This window comes from Psychrobacter sp. 78a-MNA-CIBAN-0178 (assembly GCF_040309625.1).
Lineage (GTDB): Bacteria > Pseudomonadota > Gammaproteobacteria > Pseudomonadales > Moraxellaceae > Psychrobacter > Psychrobacter okhotskensis.
Genome location: NZ_JBEOOZ010000011.1, coordinates 43,692 through 70,428, shown reverse-complemented (window position 1 = coordinate 70,428; position 26,737 = coordinate 43,692). Strand labels below are relative to the sequence as shown.

General features: G+C 42.8%; 19 protein-coding genes and 1 tRNA gene. 5 read left to right on the top strand and 15 right to left on the bottom strand.

Annotated elements, in window-relative coordinates:
* Window positions 1–124: 124 nt before the first annotated feature.
* Entirely contained in the window at window positions 125–1,213 is a 1,089-nt protein-coding gene (locus AAEY80_RS08305) for a DUF4349 domain-containing protein (RefSeq protein WP_350588173.1), read from the bottom strand.
* Window positions 1,214–1,532: 319 nt separating this feature from the next.
* Between AAEY80_RS08305 and AAEY80_RS08300 the strand changes: the two genes are divergently transcribed.
* On the top strand, window positions 1,533–3,152 hold the full coding sequence (locus AAEY80_RS08300) for a CYTH and CHAD domain-containing protein (RefSeq protein WP_201565770.1): 1,620 nt from the start codon (window positions 1,533–1,535) through the stop codon (window positions 3,150–3,152).
* Between the two features lie 114 nt (window positions 3,153–3,266).
* Here AAEY80_RS08300 and AAEY80_RS08295 read toward each other — a convergent pair whose 3' ends face one another.
* Window positions 3,267–3,815 carry a L,D-transpeptidase family protein gene (locus AAEY80_RS08295; RefSeq protein WP_350588172.1) on the bottom strand — a complete coding sequence of 183 codons (549 nt, stop codon included), beginning with the start codon at window positions 3,813–3,815 and terminating at the stop codon, window positions 3,267–3,269.
* Window positions 3,816–3,940: 125 nt separating this feature from the next.
* Here AAEY80_RS08295 and AAEY80_RS08290 point away from each other — a divergent pair, with 125 nt between their 5' ends.
* The gene (locus AAEY80_RS08290; protein WP_101212007.1) at window positions 3,941–5,206 is read left to right on the top strand and encodes a hypothetical protein; all 1,266 of its coding nucleotides are present in this window, start codon (window positions 3,941–3,943) and stop codon (window positions 5,204–5,206) included.
* A 267-nt stretch (window positions 5,207–5,473) separates the two neighbouring features.
* On the opposite strand, the gene AAEY80_RS08285 is transcribed toward AAEY80_RS08290, so the two are convergent.
* Window positions 5,474–6,712, bottom strand: a complete 1,239-nt coding sequence (locus AAEY80_RS08285) for an argininosuccinate synthase (protein ID WP_025651358.1) — start codon at window positions 6,710–6,712, stop codon at window positions 5,474–5,476.
* Window positions 6,713–7,074: 362 nt separating this feature from the next.
* On the opposite strand from AAEY80_RS08285, the gene pyrC reads away from it, so the two are divergent.
* The 3 genes from pyrC to AAEY80_RS08270 all read left to right on the top strand — a co-directional run bounded on the left by pyrC (window position 7,075) and on the right by AAEY80_RS08270 (window position 9,792).
* Complete coding sequence (gene pyrC / locus AAEY80_RS08280; RefSeq protein ID WP_101212006.1) at window positions 7,075–8,145, top strand: dihydroorotase; 1,071 nt, start codon at window positions 7,075–7,077, stop codon at window positions 8,143–8,145.
* A 341-nt stretch (window positions 8,146–8,486) separates the two neighbouring features.
* Window positions 8,487–9,146 (top strand): ribonuclease T, encoded by a 660-nt coding sequence (gene rnt, locus AAEY80_RS08275; RefSeq protein WP_201565776.1) that lies wholly within the window; start codon window positions 8,487–8,489, stop codon window positions 9,144–9,146.
* A 570-nt stretch (window positions 9,147–9,716) separates the two neighbouring features.
* Window positions 9,717–9,792, top strand: a tRNA-Glu gene (locus AAEY80_RS08270).
* A 366-nt stretch (window positions 9,793–10,158) separates the two neighbouring features.
* On the opposite strand, the gene AAEY80_RS08265 is transcribed toward AAEY80_RS08270, so the two are convergent.
* From AAEY80_RS08265 to AAEY80_RS08210, 12 genes are all read right to left on the bottom strand, one after another.
* Window positions 10,159–10,782, bottom strand: a complete 624-nt coding sequence (locus tag AAEY80_RS08265) for a BLUF domain-containing protein (protein WP_025651355.1) — start codon at window positions 10,780–10,782, stop codon at window positions 10,159–10,161.
* Between the two features lie 441 nt (window positions 10,783–11,223).
* Entirely contained in the window at window positions 11,224–12,000 is a 777-nt protein-coding gene (gene ispD, locus AAEY80_RS08260) for a 2-C-methyl-D-erythritol 4-phosphate cytidylyltransferase (protein WP_051395118.1), read from the bottom strand.
* Between the two features lie 397 nt (window positions 12,001–12,397).
* The gene (locus tag AAEY80_RS08255) at window positions 12,398–12,706 is read right to left on the bottom strand and encodes an FtsB family cell division protein (RefSeq protein WP_025651353.1); all 309 of its coding nucleotides are present in this window, start codon (window positions 12,704–12,706) and stop codon (window positions 12,398–12,400) included.
* Between the two features lie 136 nt (window positions 12,707–12,842).
* Window positions 12,843–14,159, bottom strand: a complete 1,317-nt coding sequence (gene eno / locus AAEY80_RS08250) for a phosphopyruvate hydratase (RefSeq protein ID WP_025651352.1) — start codon at window positions 14,157–14,159, stop codon at window positions 12,843–12,845.
* Window positions 14,160–14,481: 322 nt separating this feature from the next.
* Window positions 14,482–16,842, bottom strand: coding sequence for a heavy metal translocating P-type ATPase (locus AAEY80_RS08245; protein ID WP_201583359.1), 2,361 nt, complete (start codon window positions 16,840–16,842; stop codon window positions 14,482–14,484).
* 309 nt (window positions 16,843–17,151) lie between these two features.
* Window positions 17,152–17,376 carry a heavy-metal-associated domain-containing protein gene (locus AAEY80_RS08240; protein ID WP_350588171.1) on the bottom strand — a complete coding sequence of 75 codons (225 nt, stop codon included), beginning with the start codon at window positions 17,374–17,376 and terminating at the stop codon, window positions 17,152–17,154.
* A 272-nt stretch (window positions 17,377–17,648) separates the two neighbouring features.
* Window positions 17,649–17,903, bottom strand: coding sequence for a hypothetical protein (locus AAEY80_RS08235; protein WP_201615830.1), 255 nt, complete (start codon window positions 17,901–17,903; stop codon window positions 17,649–17,651).
* A 27-nt stretch (window positions 17,904–17,930) separates the two neighbouring features.
* Complete coding sequence (gene kdsA / locus AAEY80_RS08230) at window positions 17,931–18,806, bottom strand: 3-deoxy-8-phosphooctulonate synthase (protein WP_350588170.1); 876 nt, start codon at window positions 18,804–18,806, stop codon at window positions 17,931–17,933.
* Window positions 18,807–19,223: 417 nt separating this feature from the next.
* On the bottom strand, window positions 19,224–20,858 hold the full coding sequence (gene pyrG, locus AAEY80_RS08225) for a CTP synthase (RefSeq protein ID WP_350588169.1): 1,635 nt from the start codon (window positions 20,856–20,858) through the stop codon (window positions 19,224–19,226).
* A gap of 230 nt (window positions 20,859–21,088) precedes the next feature.
* Window positions 21,089–22,276 (bottom strand): porin, encoded by a 1,188-nt coding sequence (locus AAEY80_RS08220; RefSeq protein WP_037028812.1) that lies wholly within the window; start codon window positions 22,274–22,276, stop codon window positions 21,089–21,091.
* A gap of 197 nt (window positions 22,277–22,473) precedes the next feature.
* Window positions 22,474–23,583, bottom strand: a complete 1,110-nt coding sequence (locus tag AAEY80_RS08215; RefSeq protein WP_102093065.1) for a porin — start codon at window positions 23,581–23,583, stop codon at window positions 22,474–22,476.
* Window positions 23,584–24,109: 526 nt separating this feature from the next.
* On the bottom strand, window positions 24,110–26,314 hold the full coding sequence (locus AAEY80_RS08210; RefSeq protein ID WP_350588168.1) for a malate synthase G: 2,205 nt from the start codon (window positions 26,312–26,314) through the stop codon (window positions 24,110–24,112).
* Between the last annotated feature and the right edge of the window lie 423 nt (window positions 26,315–26,737).

The following is a 26,737-nucleotide window of genomic DNA, read 5'->3' as shown; positions in this document are numbered from 1 at the left end:
CGTGTCCTCAATCTGAACAAAGTACCTAAAAGTGAGGACACGCCCTACTCAATTATAAAAATGCCATCACAAACTGATTGCATTGAAAAATATTTAAAAATTAGCGTCCAATAGACAAAATGCTTCAGTCATTAGAATGGCGGTCATCAATATGACTATTGCCCTTGGTTTTTATCTCAGACCTACGTTTTGCGTTGAGCTTGGCGTGGTTCATACGCCTAGTACTTCTACGAAATTTGCGATACAGCATTTTTATGAGTCTATAGACCCCATAAAATACTGCTAGCAGTACGACAAGCCACCACAGTCTAATCAAAGTAATAGCGACTTCTCTTAACATCTCCCAACCTTGTTTGAATGCCTGACTCACTTGTGCGCTAAAGCTTGGGCGTTCAGCCTCTATCAGCAGATCTATATTCTGCGTCGTTTCTTTATAACTGATATCTGGTTGTGTAAAGGTTAGGTTGATCGTACTGTATTTCACTCTATCCGTAATATTCATTTGCTCTAACTGCGCATATTCCTGCTGTTGCCGCGCAGCATAGGTGGCGGTGATCGTATCGACATTACTGGTTTGATCTTTGTCATTTTTGCTATTAAGCCGCTCTTGACTGAGATCCTTTGCCATATCACTATTGAGCTTACTTGCCAGTTGCTCGCGATATATATCCAAAGTGACATCTTGAGCCGAGAATTCCTGTTCATTCAAAAAAGCCACTTGCTGCTGCACTTGTTTTAGGAACTTGTTCACGTTTTGTCTAGGGATACGTACGGTCATCTCAGCTTGTCGATAATAAGTCGTCAAAACAACATTTTTATCCCCTTGCACAAAACCACGACTATCACGCTCCCGATTGCTAATATGACTTGATGCCACATAACCGCTTTGCTGATAGGTCAGATTCTCAATAGCGCTACTGCTCTCAACCACATCCTCTACTTTGAAGTCAGCTGCCGCCGTAATCAGTAATGTCTTCCCTGCTATTTTGATATCAGCCGCTTGGCTATTAAGGGTCTGCTCACTATCATTGGATAGGTTTTCTACTTGTAACTTAGGCGAGTCTTTATTATTGGTATCTGATATATCAGCACCCTGATCTGTTATCTCTTCAACCGCTTGTTCCGTCGTCACATATTCAGTCTCAGCGCTACTCTGTTCTGATTCATACTCCTCATTTTGTGGACTGCAGCCACTAGCGACAATAGTAGTCAAGGCTATAACGCTACATACTTTAAGCCAGTTAGCAGTTTTGTAGATAGAATCACTGTAATCCGATGCTGACGTGTTTGGTTTAAAGGTTTGCCTGACAGAAAAAGCCCTTGTCTTCTTTAATCTCGTTTTCATCGCTGCAACTCCATTTTTATCTTACTTTTGTTTAATTCCTTGCCCTGATTATAATGATTATTTGCCAAAAGTATATTGTTAGCGATAAAACGCACGCAAACAGTCAAAATTTCACTTGTGATTATGAGATAGCTTTCATACGATGTTATTAAGTTGATTATAATTATCAAACAACTAGGAATATACGATGCAAGAAATAGAGCTGAAATTTTTGGTACCGGAGGCACGGTTAAAAAGTCTAATGCGTCAAGCTCAAGTCAAATCGTCACAAGTACTGCAACTGGCCGCACATTATTTTGATACCCCTGATCAGCAACTGGCGCAAGCGGGTATTGGTCTGCGTATTCGTAAAGAAGGCGATGCTTGGGTACAGACCATCAAAGCAGGTGGTGATGGTATTGCGGCGCGCTTAGAGCACAATGCCGTATTGAATAATGAGCAGGTACAAGCAATGCTCGACAAGCATGAGCTCATGCCAGATTTAACGATTTATCAGGGCACGCCAATTGCACCAGCATTGGCGGTATTTAACCTCAAAAAACTGGCTCAGCAGCTTAATCGTCAGTATGTCACTGATGTACGGCGTACCACGCGCTTGCTGGTAGAAGAGGATAGTGAGCAAGGCGACAATATGATCGAGATGGCGTACGATTATGGCGAAATCATTCATGGTAATGATGATAATCATCGAGAGGCCATTCAAGAGATCGAATTTGAGCTAATCTCAGGAGATTTAGATTTTTTATTTATCACCGCAAAAAGCTGGTGTCAGCGTTATAAACTCTGCTTGTCTACCGTGACGAAAGCGGAGCGCGGTGGTCTACTTATCCAAGGACAGCCCCATAGCCCAGCAGTTAGCGCTAATCTTAGTCAGCTAATGGTTAAAAAAGACGGCAGCATGCCCGCCTTTGTCCGTGCGGCAGTCCATAACTGTCTGCTACAAATACTGCCAAACAGCAGTGCTATCGTCGCTGGCAGCACAGATGATGCGCATGTTCTACAATTGCGTATCGGTATTCATCGCCTGCTTACTACGCTGAAAGCCTTTGCAAGCTTCTCTGATGAGATCAACCCGGATTGGCCGCTGATACTGAAACAAACCGCCAACTTATTGGCTGATTATCAAGAGGTTGCTTATCTTGCCAGCCATATCGAGCCGAAATTACAAGAGCATGGCGCGCCTGTGGTTGATTGGTCTACAGATATGAATACGGTCAAGATTAACCCTATCGATGCAGTACGAGCCAATGACTTTCAGCTGACTTTGCTCGAGCTAATAGCTTTTACCATGAGTGACCCAAACCTTGAGCCCAAAGCTGATAAGCTTGCCCGTGATAAAATAGTAAAAGTACTTAGCAAACAGCATAAAAAAATGCTCAAAGCTATACAAAATCTTGATGATATCAATAATGCTGAACCAGATAGCTCTGACTTAGAAGGCTCTGATTTAGAAAGCCATGATTTAAAAAGCTATGATTCATATAGCAACGATAAGCAACAAGCCCAGCATAAATTACGCCATCAGCTAAAAAACTCACGTTATATCAGTGAATTTGCCACGCCGTTATTGCGTAAAAAGGGGGCTAAAAAGAAAAATAAACGCGGGTTAAAACGTCTGATCAAAGCGCAAAAAGCACTGGGGCGATACCTAGATCATAATCAATACCAACAGCGTTATCAGCAAAAATCCACAGTGGATACCAATGCTTTGTATGGCGCCGGTTGGTTTGCTGCTAGGCTAAGTGATGACTATAATCGCCATCATAAACGCTTGGCTAACGTTAAAGATAACGATATATTTTGGTAGTCACCATTAGGTAGACATATTTATATCGACATGAACGCTTAGAAAAGACAGCTCAATGCATTATGGCTATCTTTTTAGGTTTCATTGTTTATTAATACAGTACCATTGAAGGGTTTATAAGATGTCTTTCTCACTCGCTACAATCGTGACGGGTGTGCCCTCTTCGACTTGTTCAAACAACTCGATAATATCTTGGTTGCACATACGCACGCAGCCATGTGAGTAAGGCGCGCCCATCGGTTCGCTGTCTGGTGTGCCATGAATATAAATATAACGCTGATAAGTATCGCAGCCACCTTGGCTATTGCGACCTTTATTAACCCCTTCCTCAACGCCGCTTAACCATAAAATACGGCTCAATATCCAATCACGCTCAGGATGTAGAGCCCCAAAGTCGGCACTATATACTTCCCCTGTAGGCACACGACCGACAAACACAGCATTACGAGGTGCGCTACTGCCTATTTTTTCTGCGATAACATGCTTGCCGAGCGGCGTACAGCCACTGTCTTGTTGGCTGCCAATGCCATTTTTGGCGGTAGAAACTAAGTATTGAGCGAGCTCTTTATTCTGCTGATATACCGTCAAGGTCTGCTGAGCGATATTAATCAGTAACGTCGTAGCGATATCTGTATTTGGAGCAAGGTCTGCGTTATTGGTCATAGCGGTCTTCCGGCTGTCATTTGGAGTATTATTAGCAAAATGATTGAGATTTTCTATTATTAAGGGATTGTATCAAGGCTTTTGGCACCGTAATATAGGGGCACACTTTTTGATGCTAGCAGATTATGACGACTATTTCACCGACACGTGTGTCGATGTATGATTTTCTATATCAAGATACCCAGCCGATGGTGTCATTATTGGCTGATGCCGCCAAGCTTTCTTTGCCGCAAGCGCGCTTGGCAATTGATTGCAGTTTGCAGGCCATTATTAGTGCCCTTCTCGCTTATCAGCAGCGCTATCAAGGTCAAGTCGTTAGCAAAAAGCTGTTTGGACGCAGTGCTGTCAAAGAGCTTAGGCAATACAACTCGATGAATTTTGCGACCATCAGTGCGACGTTATACCATCGCCACGATGCTGCAGACGCCATATTTAACGATAGTGCTCGCGTGATAAAGGCCAGTGAGTACATTGCAAACCGCATTGATGCTACGACGCCACAAGTGCAGATTTTACTGACATCGCTATGCGTGATTGTGCTGCGCGAGCTGGCTATTTTAGCGGAATACAGTCAGCTTGATAATGATGAAATTAATAAATGGTTTGCATTGCAGCCACAGTTTTTGTCGATAGATCGATTCGCCGCCGACCAGACCCAGATAATGCCTACGACCTTAGCCGACACTGATAATAACAAAAGCAGCACTTTGTCTTCAGACGCTACAGAAATAGTATCGGAAGATGGTGCAGAATGTGAGTTGTTAGATGCAGAGCAACTCTTAAGTACGCCACCACCTTTCGATCCTTATTGGTACAAACTGAATAATTTTAAAGCTGATAATTATGAGCCGGCACAAGATATGCAGCTGGCTACTGGCAATTACTTAAAGGCGATTGGCCGCTCTACTGAAAACATTCAGCAAGGTGGACACAATGATTTATTGATGTTTGCAGAAATGACTGCCGTTACCTTACCGCATCAGCGCTGGCTATTGCAGTTGGCCAAGATTTCAGAAATATATTTACAACGTAATCGGCTACGTATTACCTCGGAACCTGCTACCCCGCCAAAACCGCCGCTGGTTAGCTTAGGGTTGATCGGTGGGAACAATGACAATACACCGGCCACTACCAGTGAAAAACCGATTGAATATGATGCGGCCACACCACTTTGGAAAAACCCAGTGATTCTTATCATTATTGTAGTCATTGGTGTGCTTGGGGCGCTGGCTACTTTAAAATACCAAACGCAAAAATCTAACGGTGCCGTTCCAGCAACCGAAGAGGTCTTAGCGCAAGAACGCAGCGAGGAACGTCAGCAGCAAGATGTGGCCATTGTCATGGTAGATGATGAAGCAGCTGGTGGCACAGAAAAAGCGAAAACTGAATAGATATCAGCAATACCGTCGCGTTTTTAGAGTATTTTGGCGATACAGTTTCACCAATCACTATCATCCATAAAAAAGCAGAGACACTATCAATATAGGTCTCTGCTTTTTTTGTGATTTATCAGCTCAATTAACTATTATCTAACGATAAATAGCTAGAAAGCTTATACCATGCACAAAAATTAGAGTAGTAAGGAAAAAGAGTGCAAATACTACGCATTGTAGGTTAAGCGATTTTGACACAGCTAATCGTCTTTTTGGCGTTTGGTATTATTTTGATAAATCACGACCACGGCTGGCTTCAATTGCTAGACGTAAGCCATTCAAACGAATGAAACCTTCTGCGTCTTTTTGATCATAAGCACCAGCATCATCTTCAAAAGTGGCAATTTTTTCATCGAACAATGAATCATCAGACTTACGACCGACGACGCTCACAGCGCCTTTATACAGCTTCACACGTACGGTGCCGTTGACATATTCTTGTGACTTGTCAATTAATGCCTGTAGCATCATACGCTCAGGGCTAAACCAGTAACCATTATAGATAGTCTTGGCATAACGAGGCATTAGCTCATCTTTTAGGTGTGCCGCTTCACGGTCTAGCGTTAGCGACTCAATACCGCGATGCGCTTTTAGCATAATCGTACCCGCTGGCGTCTCGTAGCAGCCGCGTGACTTCATACCGACATAACGATTTTCGACGATATCTAAACGACCGATACCATGCTTACCACCAATCTCGTTGAGCTTAATCATTACTTCATAAGGCTTGAGCGCTTCGCCATCAATCGCAACGATGTCGCCTTTCTCATATTCTAGCTCTAAATACTGTGCTTCGTCAGGGGCTTGTTCTGGGCTAACTGACCAGCGCCACATGTCGTCTTCTGCTTCGGCATACGGATCTTCTAGGATACCGCCCTCATAAGAGATATGCAGCAAGTTGGCATCCATTGAGTACGGAGATTTTTTCTTATTGCCCGCATAATCAATCGCAATATCATGCTCTTTGGCATATTCCATCAAGCTCTCACGACTCGATAAATCCCATTCACGCCAAGGTGCGATTGTCACCACATCTGGTGACAAGGCAACAGCACCTAGCTCAAAACGTACTTGGTCGTTACCTTTACCAGTCGCGCCATGACTGATGGCATCAGCGTTATGTTCTTTAGCGATTTCAACCAAGCGCTTGGCAATGAGTGGACGCGCAATAGAAGTACCTAGCAGATACTCGCCTTCATAAATGGCATTGGCACGGAACATTGGGAATACGTAATCACGAGCGAACTCTTCACGCAAGTCTTCGATATGGATATGTTTGATACCCATGGCTTTAGCTTTGGCACGCGCCGGCTCCACCTCTTCGCCCTGACCGATATCAGCGGTAAAGGTAATCACTTCGGCATCATAGGTTACTTGTAGCCACTTCGCGATGATTGAGGTGTCAAGACCACCTGAATAGGCCAGTACGATTTTATTAATATTTTTTGGATCAAGCTGAGCCATGAATAACTCCTATTATGAGAATTTATTGTCGAATACATTTAATAAGACGTAAAAATGCGAATGATGGGATAAAATCAATAAAAGATATATTGCTTGCTCAGTGTACATCATATTTACTTTTGGCAAAAGTGTAACTGCCACAAGGTACTAGCTTTTGCTGTCAATGCCTCTGTCATCCCTCTGCATTATTTGTCCAAAAATACACACTTATGATGATAAGAACAATAACCCATGAATGCTGCAAAGACATTTTGCCGCTTATCTCGTCACGTATTTAGTCGCACTGACAAATCTGTTATTATAGCCACACAGTATCATTCCCTATTATTCCCCAATACGACGATATAGAGCGCGACGACACTATGACTGATTCGATTACAGAATTGACCATCCTTCAGCCAGATGATTGGCATATTCACCTTCGTGATGACAGCGCCTTAGCTACTACTGTACCGCATGCAGCCAGTAGCTTTAACCGTGTTATTTGTATGCCAAATCTAGTGCCGCCTGTCAAAAATGTTGACGATGCGCGTGCCTATCGCGCACGGATTATGCAGCAGCTACAAGCCAGTGACTTATCTGCTGAGCGCCAAGCCGCATTTGACCCGCGTATGACGTTATACTTAACGGACAGAACGACAGCACAAGATATCGAAATGGCAGCACAGTCGGGTATCGTCCAAGCAGTCAAGCTCTACCCTGCTGGTGCTACCACCAACTCTGCGGATGGTGTCACTGATATCAACGCCTGCGTAGATGTCTTTGAAGCGTTAGAAAAACACAACCTACCACTGCTATTACATGGTGAAGTGACGCAAGACCATGTGGATATTTTTGATCGCGAAAAACGTTTTTTAGATGAGGTACTGGCACAAATTATCGTTAAATTCCCAACACTAAAGATTGTGGTAGAGCATATTACCACCAGTGATGCCGCTGACTTTGTCTTGGCGCAAGGCAACCATATCGCTGCTACCATTACGCCGCAGCATTTGATGTTTAACCGCAACCATCTATTGGTCGGTGGCATCAAACCGCACTTTTATTGCTTGCCTATCTTAAAGCGTGAAAGCCATCAAAGAGTATTGTTGGATGTTGCTACCAGTGGCAATCCGAAATTTTTCTTAGGCACTGATTCTGCTCCGCATGCCACAGATAAAAAAGAGGCTGCGTGTGGCTGTGCCGGTTGTTATAGTGCCGCTACTGCGCTACCGTTATATGCCACCGCTTTTGATAGTGTGGGCAAAATAGACAAACTTGAAGGCTTTGCCAGTCGTTTCGGTGCCCAGTTCTATGGGCTGCCTGTTAATGACAGCACAATTACCCTCATCAAAACACCTATGCAAGTACCCGCAGACTACCCATACTTTGACGGTAGCTCACTGACACCGCTTATGGCTGGTGAGACGTTGCCTTGGTCTCTTAAAGTGTAACGCTTGCTCAATGCTAACAGACCCTAGTTTATTCTAAAGTATCAGTGATACCCTTGTGGCAAGCGGTGTGGCTGATATTTTAGTTTGTTCTTGATTTCATTTTTTAATTCAATACCACTGCACGACTGATAAAAGCGATTTAACTTAATATGACCACTCAAACCGATGCGACCTTGCCTGCAGACGACCCATCAAATAACGTCGCTAATAGTCATCCAAATAGTGACTTAGCGACTGATAACACTGATAACACTGATAACGTTAATAACATTGATACTAGTAGCGTCGACGCTAACAACACCGACAGTAAAGTGGTGCCAGATAATGACACCCAAACACCGATGAGTCTAAGAGACCGTTTTCGTAAGTTTATGCCTGTCGTGGTCGATGTCGAAACCGCGGGTTTTAACTCGCAGACCGATGCTTTATTAGAGATAGCTTGTATTCCGATTTTGCTGAATGAGCACGGTGTATTTTATCCCGGTGACGCTTTTAATGCCCATATTGAGCCTTTTGAAGGTGCCAATTTAGAACCAAGTGCCCTCGCCTTTACGGGTATTGACCCCAATAACCCAATGCGGAAAGCCATTGCAGAAGATGAGAAAACGGCACTACGCCGCATTTTTAAGGGTTTAAAAGAAGTGCGCCGCGCTGAAGACTGCCGTCAATGCGTGTTGGTCGGTCATAACGCCCACTTTGACTTGGGGTTTTTAAATGCAGCGGTGCTACGTACTAACATTAAAAGCCACAACCCTTTCCATAACTTTTCCGTCTTTGATACCGTAACCCTCGCCGCGCTTGCTTTCGGTCAGACAGTATTGGCACGCGCCTGTAAGGCTGCAGGTCTTGACTTCGATGGTAAAGACGCCCATTCAGCCTTATATGATACCCAAAAAACAGCCGAGCTGTTTTGTCATATCCTTAACCACTATCCTATGTTGTCTAATGCTTTACATACCGAACAAAGCAAAGTAGAGTTAACAGATAACGACGCGCAATAAAAGGTTATTTTTACAGTAATAACTGATCGTTTGCTAAAGTTGACGATAGTAATTTTGCAACACCTTGATGACTTTGACATCTTGATTTCACAATCAATAAGGATATGATTGATACCATGATAAGTAAGGTGGCTACTTGGGCCAATGTCATGTAGCGCTGTTAAAAGGAATTAATAGCTCACTTACTTGCCACTATTTTGCTCTCAAACAACACCTTTATATCCTATAGATGGTTTAAGTCGCTCACACTGCCCTGATAGCTGAGGTTATTGATATCGATAATGCCCCTGCTGTTAAGGCTTAATAAGAGGGACTTTATTATGGATCCACAGCTTAAATTATGGGGCACCATCATCGGTTATATGCTGCTCGCCTTAACCATTAGTGGCTGCACATCTTTATGGATTCGCCACCATTTAAAGAGTAATGACCTACATCCAAGTCGTGCACTCAAAAAAAGATACTTAATATTAAAAAGACGAAGAAAAAGGCTTGACAGCAAACGCAGACGCCATTAAAATACGCACCACTTCAGCATAAATGGTGAAAGCAGCTGAAGCGTTGTTACTAGTCCCCATCGTCTAGAGGCCTAGGACACCGCCCTTTCACGGCGGTAACGGGGGTTCGAATCCCCCTGGGGACGCCACTATTTGGCGTCACTGATTAGCACTTTTGCTGTAAAGCATAAGATAAGACTAATAAGCGTACCATCAAAAAGTCCGGTCACATTCTATTGTGACTGGACTTTTTTTATCTCTGTATATTCTCTTAATATTTCAGATGACTACACTACTAACGCTGCCAGCTTACAACCCACTCCACTCTCAAATATAGACGGGCATGGATACGGTATCACTGACTAGCCACTTATTAATTGTTTGATTATCTATTTTGAGCGCTGATCTTCTGATAAAAAAGTGCCTTATCAAATTTTTATCGCAAAAAAGCCAGCAATCTTAGCTGGCTTTTTTTATAAGCTGTCTATCCATAATATCTTAAAAATTATGGCAAGCTAAAAAATCTTGTCTGATAACACAAACCAAAGAAGTGCCAATATAATGAGTGCACCCAATACCGTCTGAATTAAGAAAAAGGCTTGGTGCTGACCAACGACTTTACCTAGCGTTAAACCTAAGGTGCTGTATTGGATCGGCTGACTGTCGATCTCGCCTGTTCTGACCTGCTGTTCATAGTAACCTTGCAAGATATCTAAAAACTCCGTCCATTCGTCAGTGTTCCACTCATAGGGCTTGAATGGCATAAACCTTTTAAGCTTAGGCTCTTTAATCATCCAACGTTCAAGAGTGATAGAGCGCAATGACCAACCAGCGAAACGACGTTCTGCTAGCGCAGAAAAATCTAAAATGTTTAGATCTTTATGTCTATCGTCCATTACTAAGCGATTTTTGAGATTGGTTAATGCTTGTTCGCTACCTTCTACGCACTGTAAAAAATAACCATTGCCGTAGCAAAGAATACCCGTAATATTATCAGTTTTGTTACGCTTGCTGGCGACTTCTGCGATATCGTTCAGTGTACTGGCATTTGATAGACCAGTCGACGTAATGCGGCTCAAATACACAAGTTGGCAGAGGTCTGTCGTGACTGGATTTGTTGAACTATTGACTGTTGACAATCAGCTTCTCCCTATTATCAGGTAAATTTAGCTAAGACAACCATACTAACTTTTGAAAAACACATAGAGACAAGACAATTAGGATGTCAAATTGGCTTGATACATTATTGATTTTATAAGTATTTATATTAATTGTATTAAGTTGGTTACATCATAGTTTAGTTTGGTCATCAAAGCAACCTATGATTATCTTATAACACTACTTATGTATACTAAACAATCATTTAGCATTATATATATTGAGTATGTGACATATAACGATATATTTTTGCTGTCTAGTACGCTACTTTTTAAGAACAAAAATGGATATCAGCGGTGCCTAATGTATTGATATTACTTTTCACTGACCATAGCTAACGGCTTACGCGTTAAAATGAATAGGTACAGTAAAGCAATCACTCAAAAATTTTAAGTGATTGTTTAAATATCTTTAAGAAATGATTAGGACTGAGCGTTGAGAATCGCTGCTAGCAATGTAGCGTCGTCTGGATAAGTGAGTTTTATGTTTTGACGACTGCCAGTCACTAAACGTATAGGGAGATTTAGATGTTCAAACGCGCTTGCTTCATCGGTAATATCTAGCTGATGCTTAGCGACATGTGCGAGTACTTGCTGCAACTCACCTAGGCGAAATACTTGTGGGGTTTGTGCTTGCCACATATTACTGCGGTCGATAGTGCGTTTAGCATAAGAGTGTGAGCTGCTGCTATTTATCGATGTATTAACAAGCTCAGATTGAGCAGTAGAATAGACATATGACTCTTTTAGCGTATCAGCCACTGGCGTCGCTAAGATAGCACCATAAGGCTCTGACATCGCTGCCTCGATAACTTGATTAATATCATTACTGGGAACGGCAGGGCGCGCGGCATCATGAATCAGCACTAAATCTGAATCGTCAGCACCTGAATGACTGATTGCCTCTACCCCTGCCTGTACTGATTGCCAACGTTCAGTGCCGCCAATGGCATAATATATAGGAAGTGCAAAATCAAGCGTCTGCGCTGTGCTGTCATCTGCTGCGATGACCAATAAGCACTTGTCAATATAAGCACTTGACGCAAGCCGTGCCACGCTATGCTGTAGCAAAGTCTGCCCTTGCAAGATTGTATATTGCTTAGCAATAGACGCACCGAAGCGACTACCGCGACCAGCGGCGACAATCATGGCGTGTATATTAGGTGTGGTATTCATAAGGTGGTTTTGATTGATACTCATGGTTGGATTCCATGATGATAGGACGGGGAGGAAGTGAAAAAGAGGTTTAGATTTAAAAAAAAGATTTTAGGGCGTGTTGAACATTCACAAATAGGCACTGCTGATTGCTAAAATGGTTTCATACAAGGCGCAAGTCGACGATAATGTTAATACCTTAGCTAGACTTGCAACGCAGTATGGGGCGATTTTAGCATCAGCCTGTAGGGACAGGACTGTTTTTTGCCGCTTCTGTGTTAAAAATAGACGTTTAGAAAGACTAAACTTAAGATTTTTAACGTTGAATCGCCTAAAAAATAGTCTCTGTCAGTGCCATGGTCGAATGTTCAACACGCCCTAAGATCAATAATGTCTCTACTATAGGTGATAGAAGAAATTCATTTTATGAGGTTGAGAGCAATCAATAACGGCTGTGCGTTGTCGGCGCTGTTGATACTTGTACAAAAGTCTCATTTGGCTTGATTAAGCCCAAATCTAAACGCGCGTGCTCTTCTACTGCCTCAAGACCATTCTTTAGATCATAAACATCAGTACGCAATAAATTATTTGCAGCCACTTGGTTGTCGTTCAGACGCTGCTGATCTTCAATCTGAGTCTGTAGTGTATTACGCTCAAAGCGACCATTTTCACCCAGCCAATACTGATATTGCAGCCCTAACAGCACAGCGACCGCTAAAGCAAGTAAGATAAATTGGCTAAAGTATTTCATAAAGTATTAACGCCAAGTGATAAAGAGATAATAATTAAAATCGAAAAAATTAGATTAACTGATTAGGCGCTATATCATCCTGTGAATGACAATATAGCGCTTAAGTCTACACTAAAATTCTTAGCTACTCAGCTTATTAGCCACGTAGACCGATAAACTCTTCACGGCCACGGTAGCTTGCTCGTACTTGCTGCTCAATACGTAATAACTGATTGTATTTCGCAACGCGATCTGAACGGCATAGTGAGCCCGTTTTAATCTGACCAGCAGCTGTACCTACTGCCAAGTCTGCAATGGTGCTATCTTCAGTTTCACCTGAACGATGCGAGATAATCGTTGCATAGCCGTTTTTCTTCGCCAGATAAATCGCATCTAGCGTTTCTGACAAGGTGCCGATTTGGTTAAATTTGATCAAAATTGCATTGGCAATATGCTTATCAATCCCTTCTTGCAAGATAGCAGGATTGGTCACAAACAAATCATCGCCAACCAATTGGACTTTATCACCAATCTGCTCGGTCAAATACTTCCAACCATCCCAATCAGACTCATCAAGACCGTCTTCGATAGAGATAATAGGATATTGACGTGCCAAGCCTACTAGATAGTCTGAAAAGCCTTGGCTATCAAAGGATTTATTACCCTCGCCTGCCAAGATATATTGACCGTCTTTGTAGAATTCGCTGGCCGCGCAATCTAACGCCAAATGAATGTCTTCGCCTGCTTTATAGCCGACTTGCTCAATCGCTTGCATGATAACGGTGATGGCTTCTTCATTGCTACGCAAGTTTGGGGCAAAACCGCCTTCATCACCGACCGCCGTATTCAAGCCTTGTGCTTTGAGGACAGATTTTAAGCTATGGAAAATCTCTGTACCGGCACGCAGCGCTTCTGAGAAGCTAGTAAAACCAACAGGCTCAATCATAAACTCTTGGATATCAACGGTGTTATCCGCATGCTCGCCACCGTTTAAGATGTTCATCATCGGTACAGGCATCGTCAATGACGTCTGGTTACGCAAGTTGGCGATATATTGATGCAATGGCAGACTTTGTGACTTGGCAGCCGCTTTTGCCGTTGCAAGAGACACCGCCAACATCGCATTGGCACCAAGGTTGTCTTTGTTTTCTGTACCATCGAGCGCAATCATAGCGTCATCAATGGCTTGCTGCTCAGTGACGTCTTTGTCCATTAGCGCGCTGCGAATCTGGCTATTGACGTTGGCAACGGCTTTTTTGACACCCTTACCCATGTAGCGACTTTGGTCGCCATCACGCAGCTCAAGCGCTTCACGTGAGCCAGTAGAAGCGCCACTTGGAGCAGCAGCACGTCCAATCGTGCCATCAGCTAAGATGACATCGGCTTCAATCGTTGGGTTACCGCGCGAGTCTAAAATCTCACGGGCGCGAATGTCTTTAATTGCGGCGACGTTGGTGGTTTCTTCAGCGTACATAATGTCTGTTAATTCCTTTGGTCATGCCAAGTTTGTGGGATAAATAACGGCAACTAGAATACAAAAAAGATAAAGCAAAATAACGTATAGCACATACGCTCAAACCAGCTTTGCTTATCTATATGATCAGTAAGTTTTGAGCAGAATTAAAGGTATTTTTAATACTTGAACCCTCAGCTATAGTGCTTGGCATGATAGCATAAATTTTATCAAACTTCCCTTATCTTACACCAACTTGCGCGCATAAAACCAGATATAGTCAGCAATAATCAGCCGTTATCAAATCGTATTATGAGCGCTATTATTGGCAGTAAAGCAACACCTATGCTTTTGTTAAACGTTCGCTATCAGTGTGTGAGCCAGATACCGTATTACTGAGCTCAACCTTGGTTTTAAATCGTGTTAAACGTAGCGCATTCATTAATACTGAAATAGAGCTCAGCGCCATCGCCGCGGCAGCAATCATAGGATTTAAAAAACCAAAAGCAGCAAGCGGAATACCAAGGCAATTATAAATAAAGGCAAAGAATAGATTTTGTTTGATATTGCGTAGTGTTGCATTCGCAATTTTTTGCGCCGCATCGATATGCATCAGCGACTCACCCATCAAGCGTGCAGAGGCACTATGTTGGGCGACATCCGTACCTTCAAACATGGCAAAACTGGCATCAGCGGTTGCCATCGCTGGCGCATCGTTGACGCCATCGCCTGCCATCGCTACTTTGTGACCCGCTGTTTGCAATAGGGCAATTTGGCTCGCCTTGTCGCGTGGGCTCATTTTGCCATAAGCCTGCTCGATACCCAGCTGCCCTGCCACATGGTCGACGACCGACTGCTTATCACCACTCATCAAAATGACATTGATGCCAGCATCTTGCAGCGCCTTAATTGCTTGCGGCGTATCGTCTTTTAAATCGTCCGCTAGGGCAAACGCCCCCAACGCTTCATCATTAATACTAATGGCTACGGTACTGGCGATTTGCCATACCTTGGGCATCAGCTTTGGCAATGTTAAATTAGCAAACTCTGCGCTACCAACTTTTACCAGTCCCAACCCTTCGATGTTTGCCTGTATGCCTGCACCTTTGATGACGCTAATATCAGTGACAGTCATTAACGGTAAGTTGCGTTCACTAGCCGCGTTAATCAATGCCGTCGCTAAAGGATGGCTAGCGTGCACCTCAACGCTTGCAGCAATTTGTAGCACATCATCGACGGCAAGCGACTTATCCACCATCACCTGATCGACGATACTAGGCTTACCCATGGTTAATGTGCCCGTCTTATCGAGCACCACGGTATCGATATTGCCTGCCGCTTCTAGGCTTTGCGCGTCTTTGAACCAAACTCCATGACGCGCGGCGACCCCCATACCAGCCATAATAGCCGCTGGCGTGGCTAAACCTAAGGCACAAGGACAAGCAATGACCAGCACCGACACTGCATGCATCAATGCGGTATCAATCATACCCGTTAGCCACCACGTCAGCCCAAAAGTGATCAAAGCAATGGCAACAACGACTGGGACAAAAATAGCCGTTACTCTATCAGCAAGGCGCGCTAGATTGGCTTTTGAGCCTTGTGCATCGCTGAGCGCTTGTACCATATCACCCAGCTTGGTATCGCTACCTTTAGCACTGACGCGATAAAGCAAACTGCCGTTTTCGACCAGTGCTCCTGCTAATAAACCATCGCCTACTTCTTTTTTGAGCGGTACCGACTCACCCGTTAAATGACTCTCCACACACCAACCGCTACCATCGATAACGACCCCATCCGTTGCAACACGGCTGCCTTGTTTGGCACGCAAAATATCATCAATTTGCACATCTTTAAGAGCCACATTATGAAAATCACCATTTGGCTGTTGCTGTTCAACTTCATCAGGCGTTAAGGACAACAATAAATCGATACTGTTAAGGCTGTGCTTTTTAGTGCGCTCTTCTAGATATTTACCCGTTCGCACAAAAGCAATGACCATGACGCCTGCTTCAAAATACACAGCAGGGCTATTGCCAGTCCCATGACCACCAGCGTGACCACTTTGCAATAGACTGTTTAACGTGCCATCGCCATGGGTCAGCCATAGATAAGTCGAGTACGCCCATATGGTTACCGTACCGATGACGACTAGCACATCCATATTAGCAAGACCACCTTTGATGGATGCCCAAGCGCTTTTATAAAACGGTAAAGCAAATCCGAACTGTACAATCGTCGCTAGGATAAATTGAATCCAAACTGCTGGCATCCACGCCATACCAAAACCTGTCAGCATACCTGCCATACCCACTAAAAACGGCAGCAAACATAACCACAAGCCAATCAAGCGCCACGGGTACTGAGTCGCGGTATCTTTATCCGTTTGGGCAAACAAGCTATCAGCTGCCTGCAAATTGGCGACGAAACCAGTTTTATTTACCCATTCTTTGACTTGCTCAGGCGTCGTCTGGGTCGGATCATAATCGACATTCGCGGTCTCGCCAGCGAAGTTCACACTCACCTCGTATACCGACGGCTTTTTGTTTAGTACCTTCTCGATTCTTGAGGCACAGGCCTGACATGTCATGCCATCAATGGCCAGCTGCAGGTGTGCACGCTCCGGTGCAAGCGTTGTATTGGACTGAATATCAGTCTCAACTTCATAGGATTGCTCAGTGGCGGTACGGGTAGCGTCATTCATAGAGAGAACTCGTTATTGCGTTAAAGCGCATGATAGCGTTTATACATTTGGGCATTCGTTTGCGCGAAAAAAACTCAGCGACTTGATAAAATTTTTAGGCAAAAGCGTATTTGAAGACCAGTTTTCTAAAACTACTGGGATAAATATTAAATGGTTATGATTAGCGATAATTCAAATTTTTCTATTGTTTCAACGCATCAAGACCTATTGGTACATACATAAAAAGCAGTTAGTTATTGCTGCCTCATTATTTTTTAGCCATTAAAAAAACCAGCCATCAGAGCCGGTTCTTTTATAAATAAAAAAATCTTAAGAGTTAGCGACGGTGGCATCAAAGCCTGCTTCCTCGATAGCCGATGCAATAGCTTCTGCACTGGTCTTACTATCATCGAAGCTAACTGTTGCTAGATTGTCAGTGAGATCAACAGTAATAAGATCTAAACCATCAATCTCACCAGTAGCAGCATGGACACTTGCCACACAGCCACCGCAAGTCATGCCATCGATATTAATGATTCTAGTTTGGTTTGCCATGAGAGGCTCCTTATTCTTATAACGGATTTTTTATTAGTGAATTTTTTATAATGTTCAAAAACTGTTTTGATAATGCTCTTTATGCGCTTAATTATCAATACAGCATGCAACTAGCATAAGCTGAAACAAAGCCAACAACAAGTCCATTTGGTTGTAAGTTTATTAAAGCGTTGTTGCTTCAAATATTTTTATAAAAACGAAATTTGTATAAACATGGCTTATGGAACTATCAAGCGTTAAAAATACCGCAGTAAATAGTCACTCACTAAACGTTAATCATGATAACGCGGGTTTTGCGGGGAATCGATAGGAAACGGTTGAGTCACGTAATCGACCATGCTAATTGCTGCAACAAACGCATGCACCGTCGTTTTGGTATCATCATAATGGATAAATGCCATTCTGTTTTCAGGCTGTAGCTCAATCTCTGTGACACCGGTAATGTTTTTTAGCGCCGTCATCACGCTCTCAAACCCTTCATTATCATCGATATTCTCGATACTGACTTGTGCAACTTTAATCGCCATGATCTTATCCCCTTATCGTTTATAGCATTAATGCGTATCCAATACCTCAAAACCTTTGACCAACTCATCGATCTGCTTAAGTTGACGCAAAAACGGCTCTAACTGACTGGTTCGCAACGCACACGGGCCATCGCATTTCGCCACTTCTGGGTTTGGATGCGCCTCTAAAAACAAACCTGCCAAACCTGTCGCCATACCTGCACGTGCAAGGGTGGTGATTTGCTCACGGCGTCCACCGGCGCTATCACTACGACCGCCCGGCTGCTGCAAACTATGGGTTACATCAAAGAATACCGGTATATCCATCTGCTTCATGGTATCGAAGCCTAGCATATCAACGACCAAATTATTATAACCAAAGGCACTACCACGCTCACAAAGGATGAGCTTATCGTTACCACCTTCAAGGCACTTGTTAACGATGTGACGCATCTCATGTGGGGCTAAAAACTGGGCTTTTTTAATATTGATAATCGCATCGGTCTTCGCCATCGCATGCACCAAATCCGTTTGACGCGACAAAAATGCTGGCAACTGGATAATATCCGCAACCTCAGCGACGGGCGCGGCTTGATACGGCTCATGCACATCAGTAATAATCGGCACTTGGAACTTTTCTTTAATTTGCCCCAGCCAATCGATACCCTTCTCTAGACCTGGGCCGCGATATGAATGCAGACTTGAACGGTTGGCTTTATCGAAACTGGCTTTAAAAACATAGCCGATACCCAAACGCTGGCAAATCTCGACATACTGCTCGGCAATCTCGAACGCCAATTCTTTTGATTCTAAAACATTCATGCCACCGAACAATACAAATGGCTGGTCGTTGCCTATATTAATCGTATTGCCACTTGGCGTCGTAAGCTCTATATGCGATTGTGCAGTTAATAAATTTTCCATAAAGTAGTGACCCTCATTATTGTTATATACTGTTGTTATTAATATTACTCTCCCATATTGTAACCGATAGCCCAATGAATAAAAGTATCCAAGCGTAATTACATCTCGCTGATACTGTAGATTACTTAATCAAACCGCTATTGCTAGGGCGTGTCCTCATTTTAAAAATGGTGATAAAAATGAGATAAATTGCAGTCAAACAAGGAAAATAGCGCAGATAATATCGGGATATTAACCAGCTATTTAACGATGTTTGGCAAAATTTAGCCATTTTTAGCCCGTTTAGATATGATCAATTGAATTGAGGACACGCCCTAGAAAAAACTATTAAAAAATGGCTAAATAAACAGTCAAAAAAAAGACCAATCCGAAGATCAGTCTTTTTTTATTGTAGGTAAAGCTGTAATACTTAAACTATTACTTAGTTGCGCTATAATTTTTCGCAGCTTTTACGAAGCTATTAAACAATGGATGACCACCGCGTGGCGAGCTGGTAAATTCAGGGTGGAACTGTACCGCGATAAACCATGGATGCTCGCTAATCTCAACTGACTCGACCAAATGCTGCTTGGCAGAATAACCCGATATCGTCATGCCTGCTTGCTCTAACGGCTCGATATAACGGTTGTTCATCTCATAACGATGGCGATGACGCTCAGTGATATTGCTAGCGCCATAGATTTGGCTCAGCTTGCTACCAGCGACCAGCTCAGCTTGCTGTGCGCCTAAACGCATGGTGCCGCCAAGATCTGAATCATCACTGCGAATCTGTAGCTCACCGCGCTCATCTAGCCACTCAGTGATGAGACCAATGATTGGCTCAGCCGTTTTGCGATCAAATTCAGAAGAGTTGGCATCGATATTCATCACATTACGCGCGTATTCGATGACGGCCAACTGCATACCTAGACAAATACCTAAATATGGCACATTGTTTTCGCGAGCATAAGTAATTGCTTTCATTTTACCCATAGTACCGCGCTCACCAAAGCCGCCTGGCACCAAGATAGCATCGGCATTATTAAGCTGCGCCAACAAGCTATCGTCATCCTCTAAACGTTCGGCATCGATATAATCAATCTTCACATCTGCCTTGTGAGTGATACCCGCGTGCAATAATGCTTCATTAATCGATTTATAAGCATCAGGCAGCTCGACATATTTGCCGACCATTGCCACGGTAACAGTGGATTCAGGATTGAGCTGGGCTTCAACGACTTTGTCCCAATCGCTCAAATCGGCTTCAGGTACATCCAAACCAAAGCGCTCACAAATCAAATCATCAAGATCTTGCTCATAAAGGGTACGCGGTATCTGATAGATACTTTGTGCATCTTCACACATAATGACCGCACGCTCTTCAACGTTAGTAAATAGCGCAATTTTGCGACGGTTGTCTTGTGAGATATGATGGTCAGAGCGGCAGATTAAGATATCAGGCTGTAGGCCAATAGATCGCAGCTCTTTTACTGAATGCTGGGTAGGTTTGGTTTTGGTCTCACCCGCACTAGCAATATACGGTACTAAAGTAAGATGCATTAGCATGGCTCTATTACGGCCAAGCTCTACTTGCATCTGACGTACGGCTTCCATAAACGGAAGTGATTCGATATCACCAACCGTACCGCCAATTTCGATAATAGCGATATCATACCCTTCGCCACTGGCAAGGATTTTGTTTTTGATTTCATCAGTAATATGTGGAATAACCTGTACAGTACCGCCTAGATATTCACCGCGGCGCTCTTTATTCAGTACATTCTGATAGATGCGACCACTGGTAAAGTTATTACTCTTACTCATCTTAGAATGACGTAAAAAACGCTCATAATAACCCAAATCTAAATCCGTCTCCGCCCCATCTTCAGTAACGAAGACTTCACCATGCTGAAACGGACTCATCGTACCTGGATCGACGTTAATATACGGATCCATCTTAGTCATGGTCACGTTCACACCGCGCGCTTCGAGTATGGCAGCAAGAGAAGCAGCAGTGATACCTTTTCCTAGTGAGGACACTACCCCACCGGTTACAAATATAAACTTGGTCATAGTACTCTGTCGGTAATTGGTAAAGAAGGATTTTACTAAAAATACGCTACAAAATATAGGGCAAAAGCGCAAACTCTTTAAAACACTCAGTTTTTAACGCTTAATTGTCATAAGTGCGTAATCATCGTAAATACGTAGCTATTATAACCCACTGCGGCTTTAAAAAGGTCACAACAAAAAAACTCACCCCGAAGGATGAGTTTTTTATAATACGTTTTCTAATGTTTAGATTAGAATTTGTATTCAATACCCGTACCTACAATCAAGTCATCTTTGTTATTGTCACGGCTGATTTGCCCTGCATAAATATGACCCGTGGTCGCTTTATTGAATGCATATTCTCCACCAACTGCGATTTCATTTACATCAGCATCTTTTACGCCTTTTTCGTCAGTGGTATTAACATACTGTGCTTTAACTGCCCAAGGTGTTGCACCAACTTTATATTTACCACTAATTAGCCAAGATTTTTCATCTTCACTGGCTTTGTTAACGCGGTTGTTGTTAACGATGCTATAATTATCGTAGTATTGGCTTTGTTGGTATAGAGCACCTAAAGTTAAGCCCGAAACCATATTCATTTTGCCCATATCTAAACCAGCAACCAAACGCCACGTATTATCAATCACGCCAGTATTTACATTGTTAGCACCCATGTCTTTGTCATAAGCACCGGCTAGATAAACACCATTTTTGTCATAGGCTAATAAAGCAGAATAACCGTTATCTTTTACTTTTCTATCACGATAGACTGCAGGCTTCGCACCAGATGCTGCGGAAACGAGAATATCACCGTCGGCATCAGTTTCTGATAATGCGGTAGCTGCCATAAAACTCACTGGCATACCGACAATAACAGGTGATTGATAGGCCACCATATTGTTAGCACGGTATTCACCTGAAACACCCGCATTTTTAATATCAAATAAGCTATCATTAAACACGTCAACTTTGTTTTGTGCAAGTTTCAATGGGGTATCATGGCGTCCCGCTAGTACAGTACCTAAAGTGTTGTGGGCTAAGCCTACATAAGTATTACGTGATCTAAACTGTTGGCTATCGTCATCAACATCAATACCATATTCCAATTGATAGACTAATTTAGTGGTATCAGTAAGATCATCTTCACCTTTAAAACCGATACGTGATTGATTAGAGTTAAGTTTAAATGTATCTTCATCTGTCTTGTTAGCTGCATCGTAGTCTGTACTAACATAATCTAAGGTTAAAAATGCTTTACCATATACAGTTGGCGCAGCATGGGCAGCAGAAACTGAAAGTGCAGCGACGGCTGTGGCTAAAAGTAATTTTTTCAAAGGATATCTCCACTTTACGATTTGAGTGATAAATGGTCTAAGATCATTAGATATATAATGGCAAGGTCCTATACCTTCGAAACCATATATATAGCGAGCCATAAGAACTGCTTAGACATAACTTTACCAAGCAAATATTACAGTAAGATGAAAAAACCAAAGTTTACACAAATGTTATTATTAATTTTACGGATTCTGTTATTTAAGACACGCTGTTGTTCAAGACACAGTATTGATTACAAAACAAAAAAACCCACCCCGAAGGATGAGTTTTTTATAATACGTTTCTAATGTTTAGATTAGAATAAGTATTCTAGACCGCCACCGATAGCGAGTACATCAATATCACCACGTAAGTCGATTTCATTAACCTTGCCGTCTTCGTCTCTCGAACCAAAACGACCATTGTTTAATTCCGCTGAATTTAGACCAGCATAGGCATGAGCGATCATATTATTTTTAAACGCATATTTGCCACCTACAACGACTTGATTTGAGTCATTATTCTCAAGACCACTGATATTGTCGGTTTTGTCATACTGAATATAAACAGAGGCTGGACGGGCAAAATTCGAAAGACCCATTTCAGCACTCACCACTAAACCGTCCTCTGTTGCAGTAGTAGTACCGGCATAGTCAGCTTCTTGATATAGAACGCCTAACTTTACAGGAGCTGCGATATATTTACCTAAATCGACGCTAGCACTGCCACGGATAATATCACCACTAACACTCATGTCTTGCTCATAAGCAATACCAGCGGTAATGCCTGTACCTGGATCAAACATCAATGAGGCACCATAGCCTGCGTCACGATCACTCTCAGATATAAAGTCTTCATCAGCACCATACATCAGCGCAAGCGCTAATGGTAGGTCATTGTATTTAGGCGCTTTCCAAACGATTGAATTATTGATACGGTTACCAACGGTCGGGGTCAAAATATTAGCAAAGCTGTCGTTGTTGTTCAGAGTACTAGAGCCAAGATTATCCCAATAACCTTCATTAACTGATACGTTATTGATATAGTCAATGACTGTGTAGTTACGACCAAAGCGGAATTCACCGAAGTCTTTATTTTTTAAACCTAAATAAGTATCACGACTTTTGAAGCCAATGTTATCGCTACCACTATCATCAACTTGAACGCCGTACTCTAATTGGTAAATTACGTCAGTGTTGGCCGTTATCGCTTCAGAGCCTCTGAAGCCTAAACGTGAAAGCTTAGAATTAACTTGTAATGAACCGTTGTCTTCATTAATTCTGTTATTATTATCCATATTCTGACCATCAATTTCAGCATTAACGTAATCAGTAGTAACGAATACTTTACCATAAACGGTAGGTGCTGCCTGTGCTGCAGATACAGATAGGGCGGCGATTGCTGTCGCTAAAAGTAGTTTTTTCATGGGGGTATCTCCACTTTACAATTGTAGTAATGAGCAAGCTGTGATTAGCTGGCGCCCATAATGGTATCGTCACAAATCCTCAAAGATATAATGTGTAACTAGCTACCGAGATTGGTCAGAAACAAGTGTGGCGAAGTTCTATTACAGTAAGATAAAAAACCATGACTCACATGACTGGGATTAAACAACGTAACTGCCATGTAAACTTAAGTCTTATGCGTCCTACTGCGTAACATCCGTTACCAAACTCATACTTAGAGTATAAGCATAACAACTTTGACATAATTTGCAACATATTTTTAAGTCTTTGATGACGAAAAATCCTTAAACCCATATTTAATCTAAGGTTTAACGATTGTTCAGATAAAAACAAAAAAAATACCCCTACTTGCCATTGGCAAATAGGGGTAACTTTTATAAATAAAGTAGAAATACATTGCTTTAAGTATGCTTGAGTAATACTAAGTATTGAAGGACTACTTAACCATGGATAAGTAGCCCTAAAATGGCTTTTATAAATAAGGAATTAGCAATGCGTATTGGCTTTTAAGTCTAAACGCGCTTGATGCAATAATGGCTCAGTGTAACCACTTGGCTGCTCACGACCTTTAAAGACCAAATCGCAGGCAGCTTTAAAGGCGTAAGACTGATCAAAGTTATCTGCCATTGGCTGATAACCGTTATCGCCAGCGTTTTGCTCATCGACGACCTTTGCCATACGCTTCATAGTATCCATCACTTGCTGCTCGCTGACCACGTTATGATGCAACCAGTTGGCGATATGCTGACTTGAGATACGTAGAGTCGCACGATCCTCCATAAGACCGACATCATTGATGTCAGGTACTTTAGAACAACCAACGCCTTGGTTTACCCAACGTACGACGTAACCTAGGATACCCTGAGCGTTGTTTTCAAGCTCTTGCTGCTTCTCTTCTTCTGTCCAATTGGTATTTTTCGCTAATGGAATGGTCAAGATGTCATCTAAACTGGCACGCTCGCGTGATTTTAGACTGTCTTGCACGTCGGCAACATTGACTTGATGATAATGCATACTGTGCAAAGTTGCCCCTGTTGGTGAGGGGACCCATGCGGTACTGGCACCAGATTTAGGATGTGCAGCTTTGGTATCCATCATCTCTTTCATCTCATCAGGCTTCGCCCACATGCCTTTACCAATCTGCGCATGACCCTGTAGACCTGTCTCTAGACCGATATCGACGTTCCACTGCTCGTAGGCTGGTTGCCATGCTTGCGACTTCATTTCACCCTTAGGTACAAAAGGCCCAGCGTTCATACTGGTATGCATCTCATCACCAGTACGATCTAAGAAGCCGGTATTGATAAAGATGACGCGCTCTTTTGCTTGGCGAATGGCTTCTTTTAAGTTGACCGTCATGCGACGTTCTTCGTCCATGATGCCGATTTTTAGAGTATTGCGCTCTAGACCCAATAGATCTTCTGAAGCGTTGAACAAATCATTGGCCATTTTGACCTCTTCAGGGCCATGCATTTTTGGCTTAACGATATACATCGAGCCTTTGCGTGAGTTCGATAGCGCAGTTTTACCTTTCAAATCATTTAAAGACAATAGCGGCGTGATTAAGCCATCCATCAGACCTTCAAAGATTTGCTCTTGCCCATTACCCAAGTCGACCAAGATGGCTGGGTTTTGCATCAAGTGACCAACGTTACGAATCAATAGTAGTGAACGGCCTGGCAGGATAAGCGTGCTGCCATCTGGTCTGATATATTCACGGTCTGGGTTTTGTTTACGCGTACGGGTCTTGCCACCTTTTTCAAAGGTTTCTTGCAAGTCACCATTCATTAGACCAAGCCAGTTACGATACACTTCTACTTTTTCTTCTGCATCGACAGCAGCGATTGAATCTTCGCAATCTTGAATTGCCGTAATCGCTGATTCTAATAGTACATCTTTAATACTTGCTGGATCATCTTTGCCCACTGGATGATTGCCATCGATTTGAATCTCAGCATGCAGGCCGTTATTCTTGAGCAAAATACCAGTAGGCTGCTCTGCTTCACCAACGAAACCAACAAATTTCGCGGCGTCTTTTAGCTCAGTGCTATTATCACCTTGAACAATTTCAAGTTTGCCATCGACCACTTTAAAGCCGGTCACATCGTTATATGACCCTGATGCTAAGGCAAAATGTTCGTCTAGAAATGCTTTGGCATAAGCAACAACAGCAGCACCGCGCGTTGGGTTATAACCACCTGTTGCTTGTTGGCCATTTTCGTCACTGATGACGTCAGTACCATATAATGCATCATATAAACTGCCCCAACGCGCGTTGGTGGCGTTCAATGCGTAGCGAGCATTACGGACTGGTACGACCAGCTGTGGACCTGCAATATGGGCAATCTCGTCATCGACGTTTTGAGTACTGACTTTGAAATCATCACCTTCTGGTAACAGATAGCCAATTTCTTGCAAGAATGTTTTATACGCGGGGTAATCAATTTCGCCATCTTTGGCAGGGTTGTCCAGATGCCATTGGTCAATCTGCGCTTGAATCTTGTCACGAGTTTCTAGCAGCGCTTTGTTACGCGGGGTAAACTCTTTGATGACCTTTTCAAAACCTGACCAATAGCTGTCTGAATCAACACCGACTTTCGGCAGCACTTCGTTTTCAATAAAGTCATACAATTGCTGGTCGATGGCAAGAATGCCTTTTTGAATACGATTGGCGTTAGAAGACTGGCTCATATTGTTATCCTTATCTGTTCGTGAGGTGTGTTAATGCTAAGTTGCTACAATAACGGTGTGAAAATATGTGCTCTTGGAGCATTTATCCCTAGTTTGCTTTGCGGTGAATAAATAGCAAACATGACAATGCGAACTGTTGGTGGTGATTGAGCATCTATTAATGTAATAACTGTTTAAGACTGAATTTGTCTGATGCAGCGTCTGTGATTTTGGGAGTGTCTGTAAGCAGAGCTGTCTATAATTCTTAGGTTTTAATACAGGATTGGCACTTGATATAATGCCTATCGCCCGCTACTAAGTAATGATCAATAGTAAGACAAAATGCCTGAAAAGCAAAATCTCATCCTACTATCAAATAATAAAATAAACAAGGAAACGTCATTCACCAAGTAAATACTTAGGCTGTATAATAATGATACTCTA

Bases quoted from the DNA above. Each gene is read 5' to 3' on its own strand.
- AAEY80_RS08235 (WP_201615830.1), bottom strand. From the start codon at position 17,903: ATGGCGATTAAAGTTGCACAAGTCAGTATCGAGAATATCGATGATAAT.
- AAEY80_RS08300 (WP_201565770.1), top strand. From the start codon at position 1,533: ATGCAAGAAATAGAGCTGAAATTTTTGGTACCGGAGGCACGGTTAAAA.
- AAEY80_RS08210 (WP_350588168.1), bottom strand. From the start codon at position 26,314: ATGAGCCAGTCTTCTAACGCCAATCGTATTCAAAAAGGCATTCTTGCC.
- ispD (WP_051395118.1), bottom strand. From the start codon at position 12,000: ATGAGTATCAATCAAAACCACCTTATGAATACCACACCTAATATACAC.
- AAEY80_RS08215 (WP_102093065.1), bottom strand. From the start codon at position 23,583: ATGAAAAAACTACTTTTAGCGACAGCAATCGCCGCCCTATCTGTATCT.
- pyrG (WP_350588169.1), bottom strand. From the start codon at position 20,858: ATGACCAAGTTTATATTTGTAACCGGTGGGGTAGTGTCCTCACTAGGA.
- AAEY80_RS08290 (WP_101212007.1), top strand. From the start codon at position 3,941: ATGACGACTATTTCACCGACACGTGTGTCGATGTATGATTTTCTATAT.
- AAEY80_RS08220 (WP_037028812.1), bottom strand. From the start codon at position 22,276: ATGGCTCGCTATATATATGGTTTCGAAGGTATAGGACCTTGCCATTAT.
- AAEY80_RS08295 (WP_350588172.1), bottom strand. From the start codon at position 3,815: ATGACCAATAACGCAGACCTTGCTCCAAATACAGATATCGCTACGACG.
- AAEY80_RS08255 (WP_025651353.1), bottom strand. From the start codon at position 12,706: ATGAAATACTTTAGCCAATTTATCTTACTTGCTTTAGCGGTCGCTGTG.
- kdsA (WP_350588170.1), bottom strand. From the start codon at position 18,806: ATGGAAAATTTATTAACTGCACAATCGCATATAGAGCTTACGACGCCA.
- AAEY80_RS08285 (WP_025651358.1), bottom strand. From the start codon at position 6,712: ATGGCTCAGCTTGATCCAAAAAATATTAATAAAATCGTACTGGCCTAT.
- AAEY80_RS08245 (WP_201583359.1), bottom strand. From the start codon at position 16,842: ATGAATGACGCTACCCGTACCGCCACTGAGCAATCCTATGAAGTTGAG.
- pyrC (WP_101212006.1), top strand. From the start codon at position 7,075: ATGACTGATTCGATTACAGAATTGACCATCCTTCAGCCAGATGATTGG.
- rnt (WP_201565776.1), top strand. From the start codon at position 8,487: ATGAGTCTAAGAGACCGTTTTCGTAAGTTTATGCCTGTCGTGGTCGAT.
- eno (WP_025651352.1), bottom strand. From the start codon at position 14,159: ATGTACGCTGAAGAAACCACCAACGTCGCCGCAATTAAAGACATTCGC.
- AAEY80_RS08240 (WP_350588171.1), bottom strand. From the start codon at position 17,376: ATGGCAAACCAAACTAGAATCATTAATATCGATGGCATGACTTGCGGT.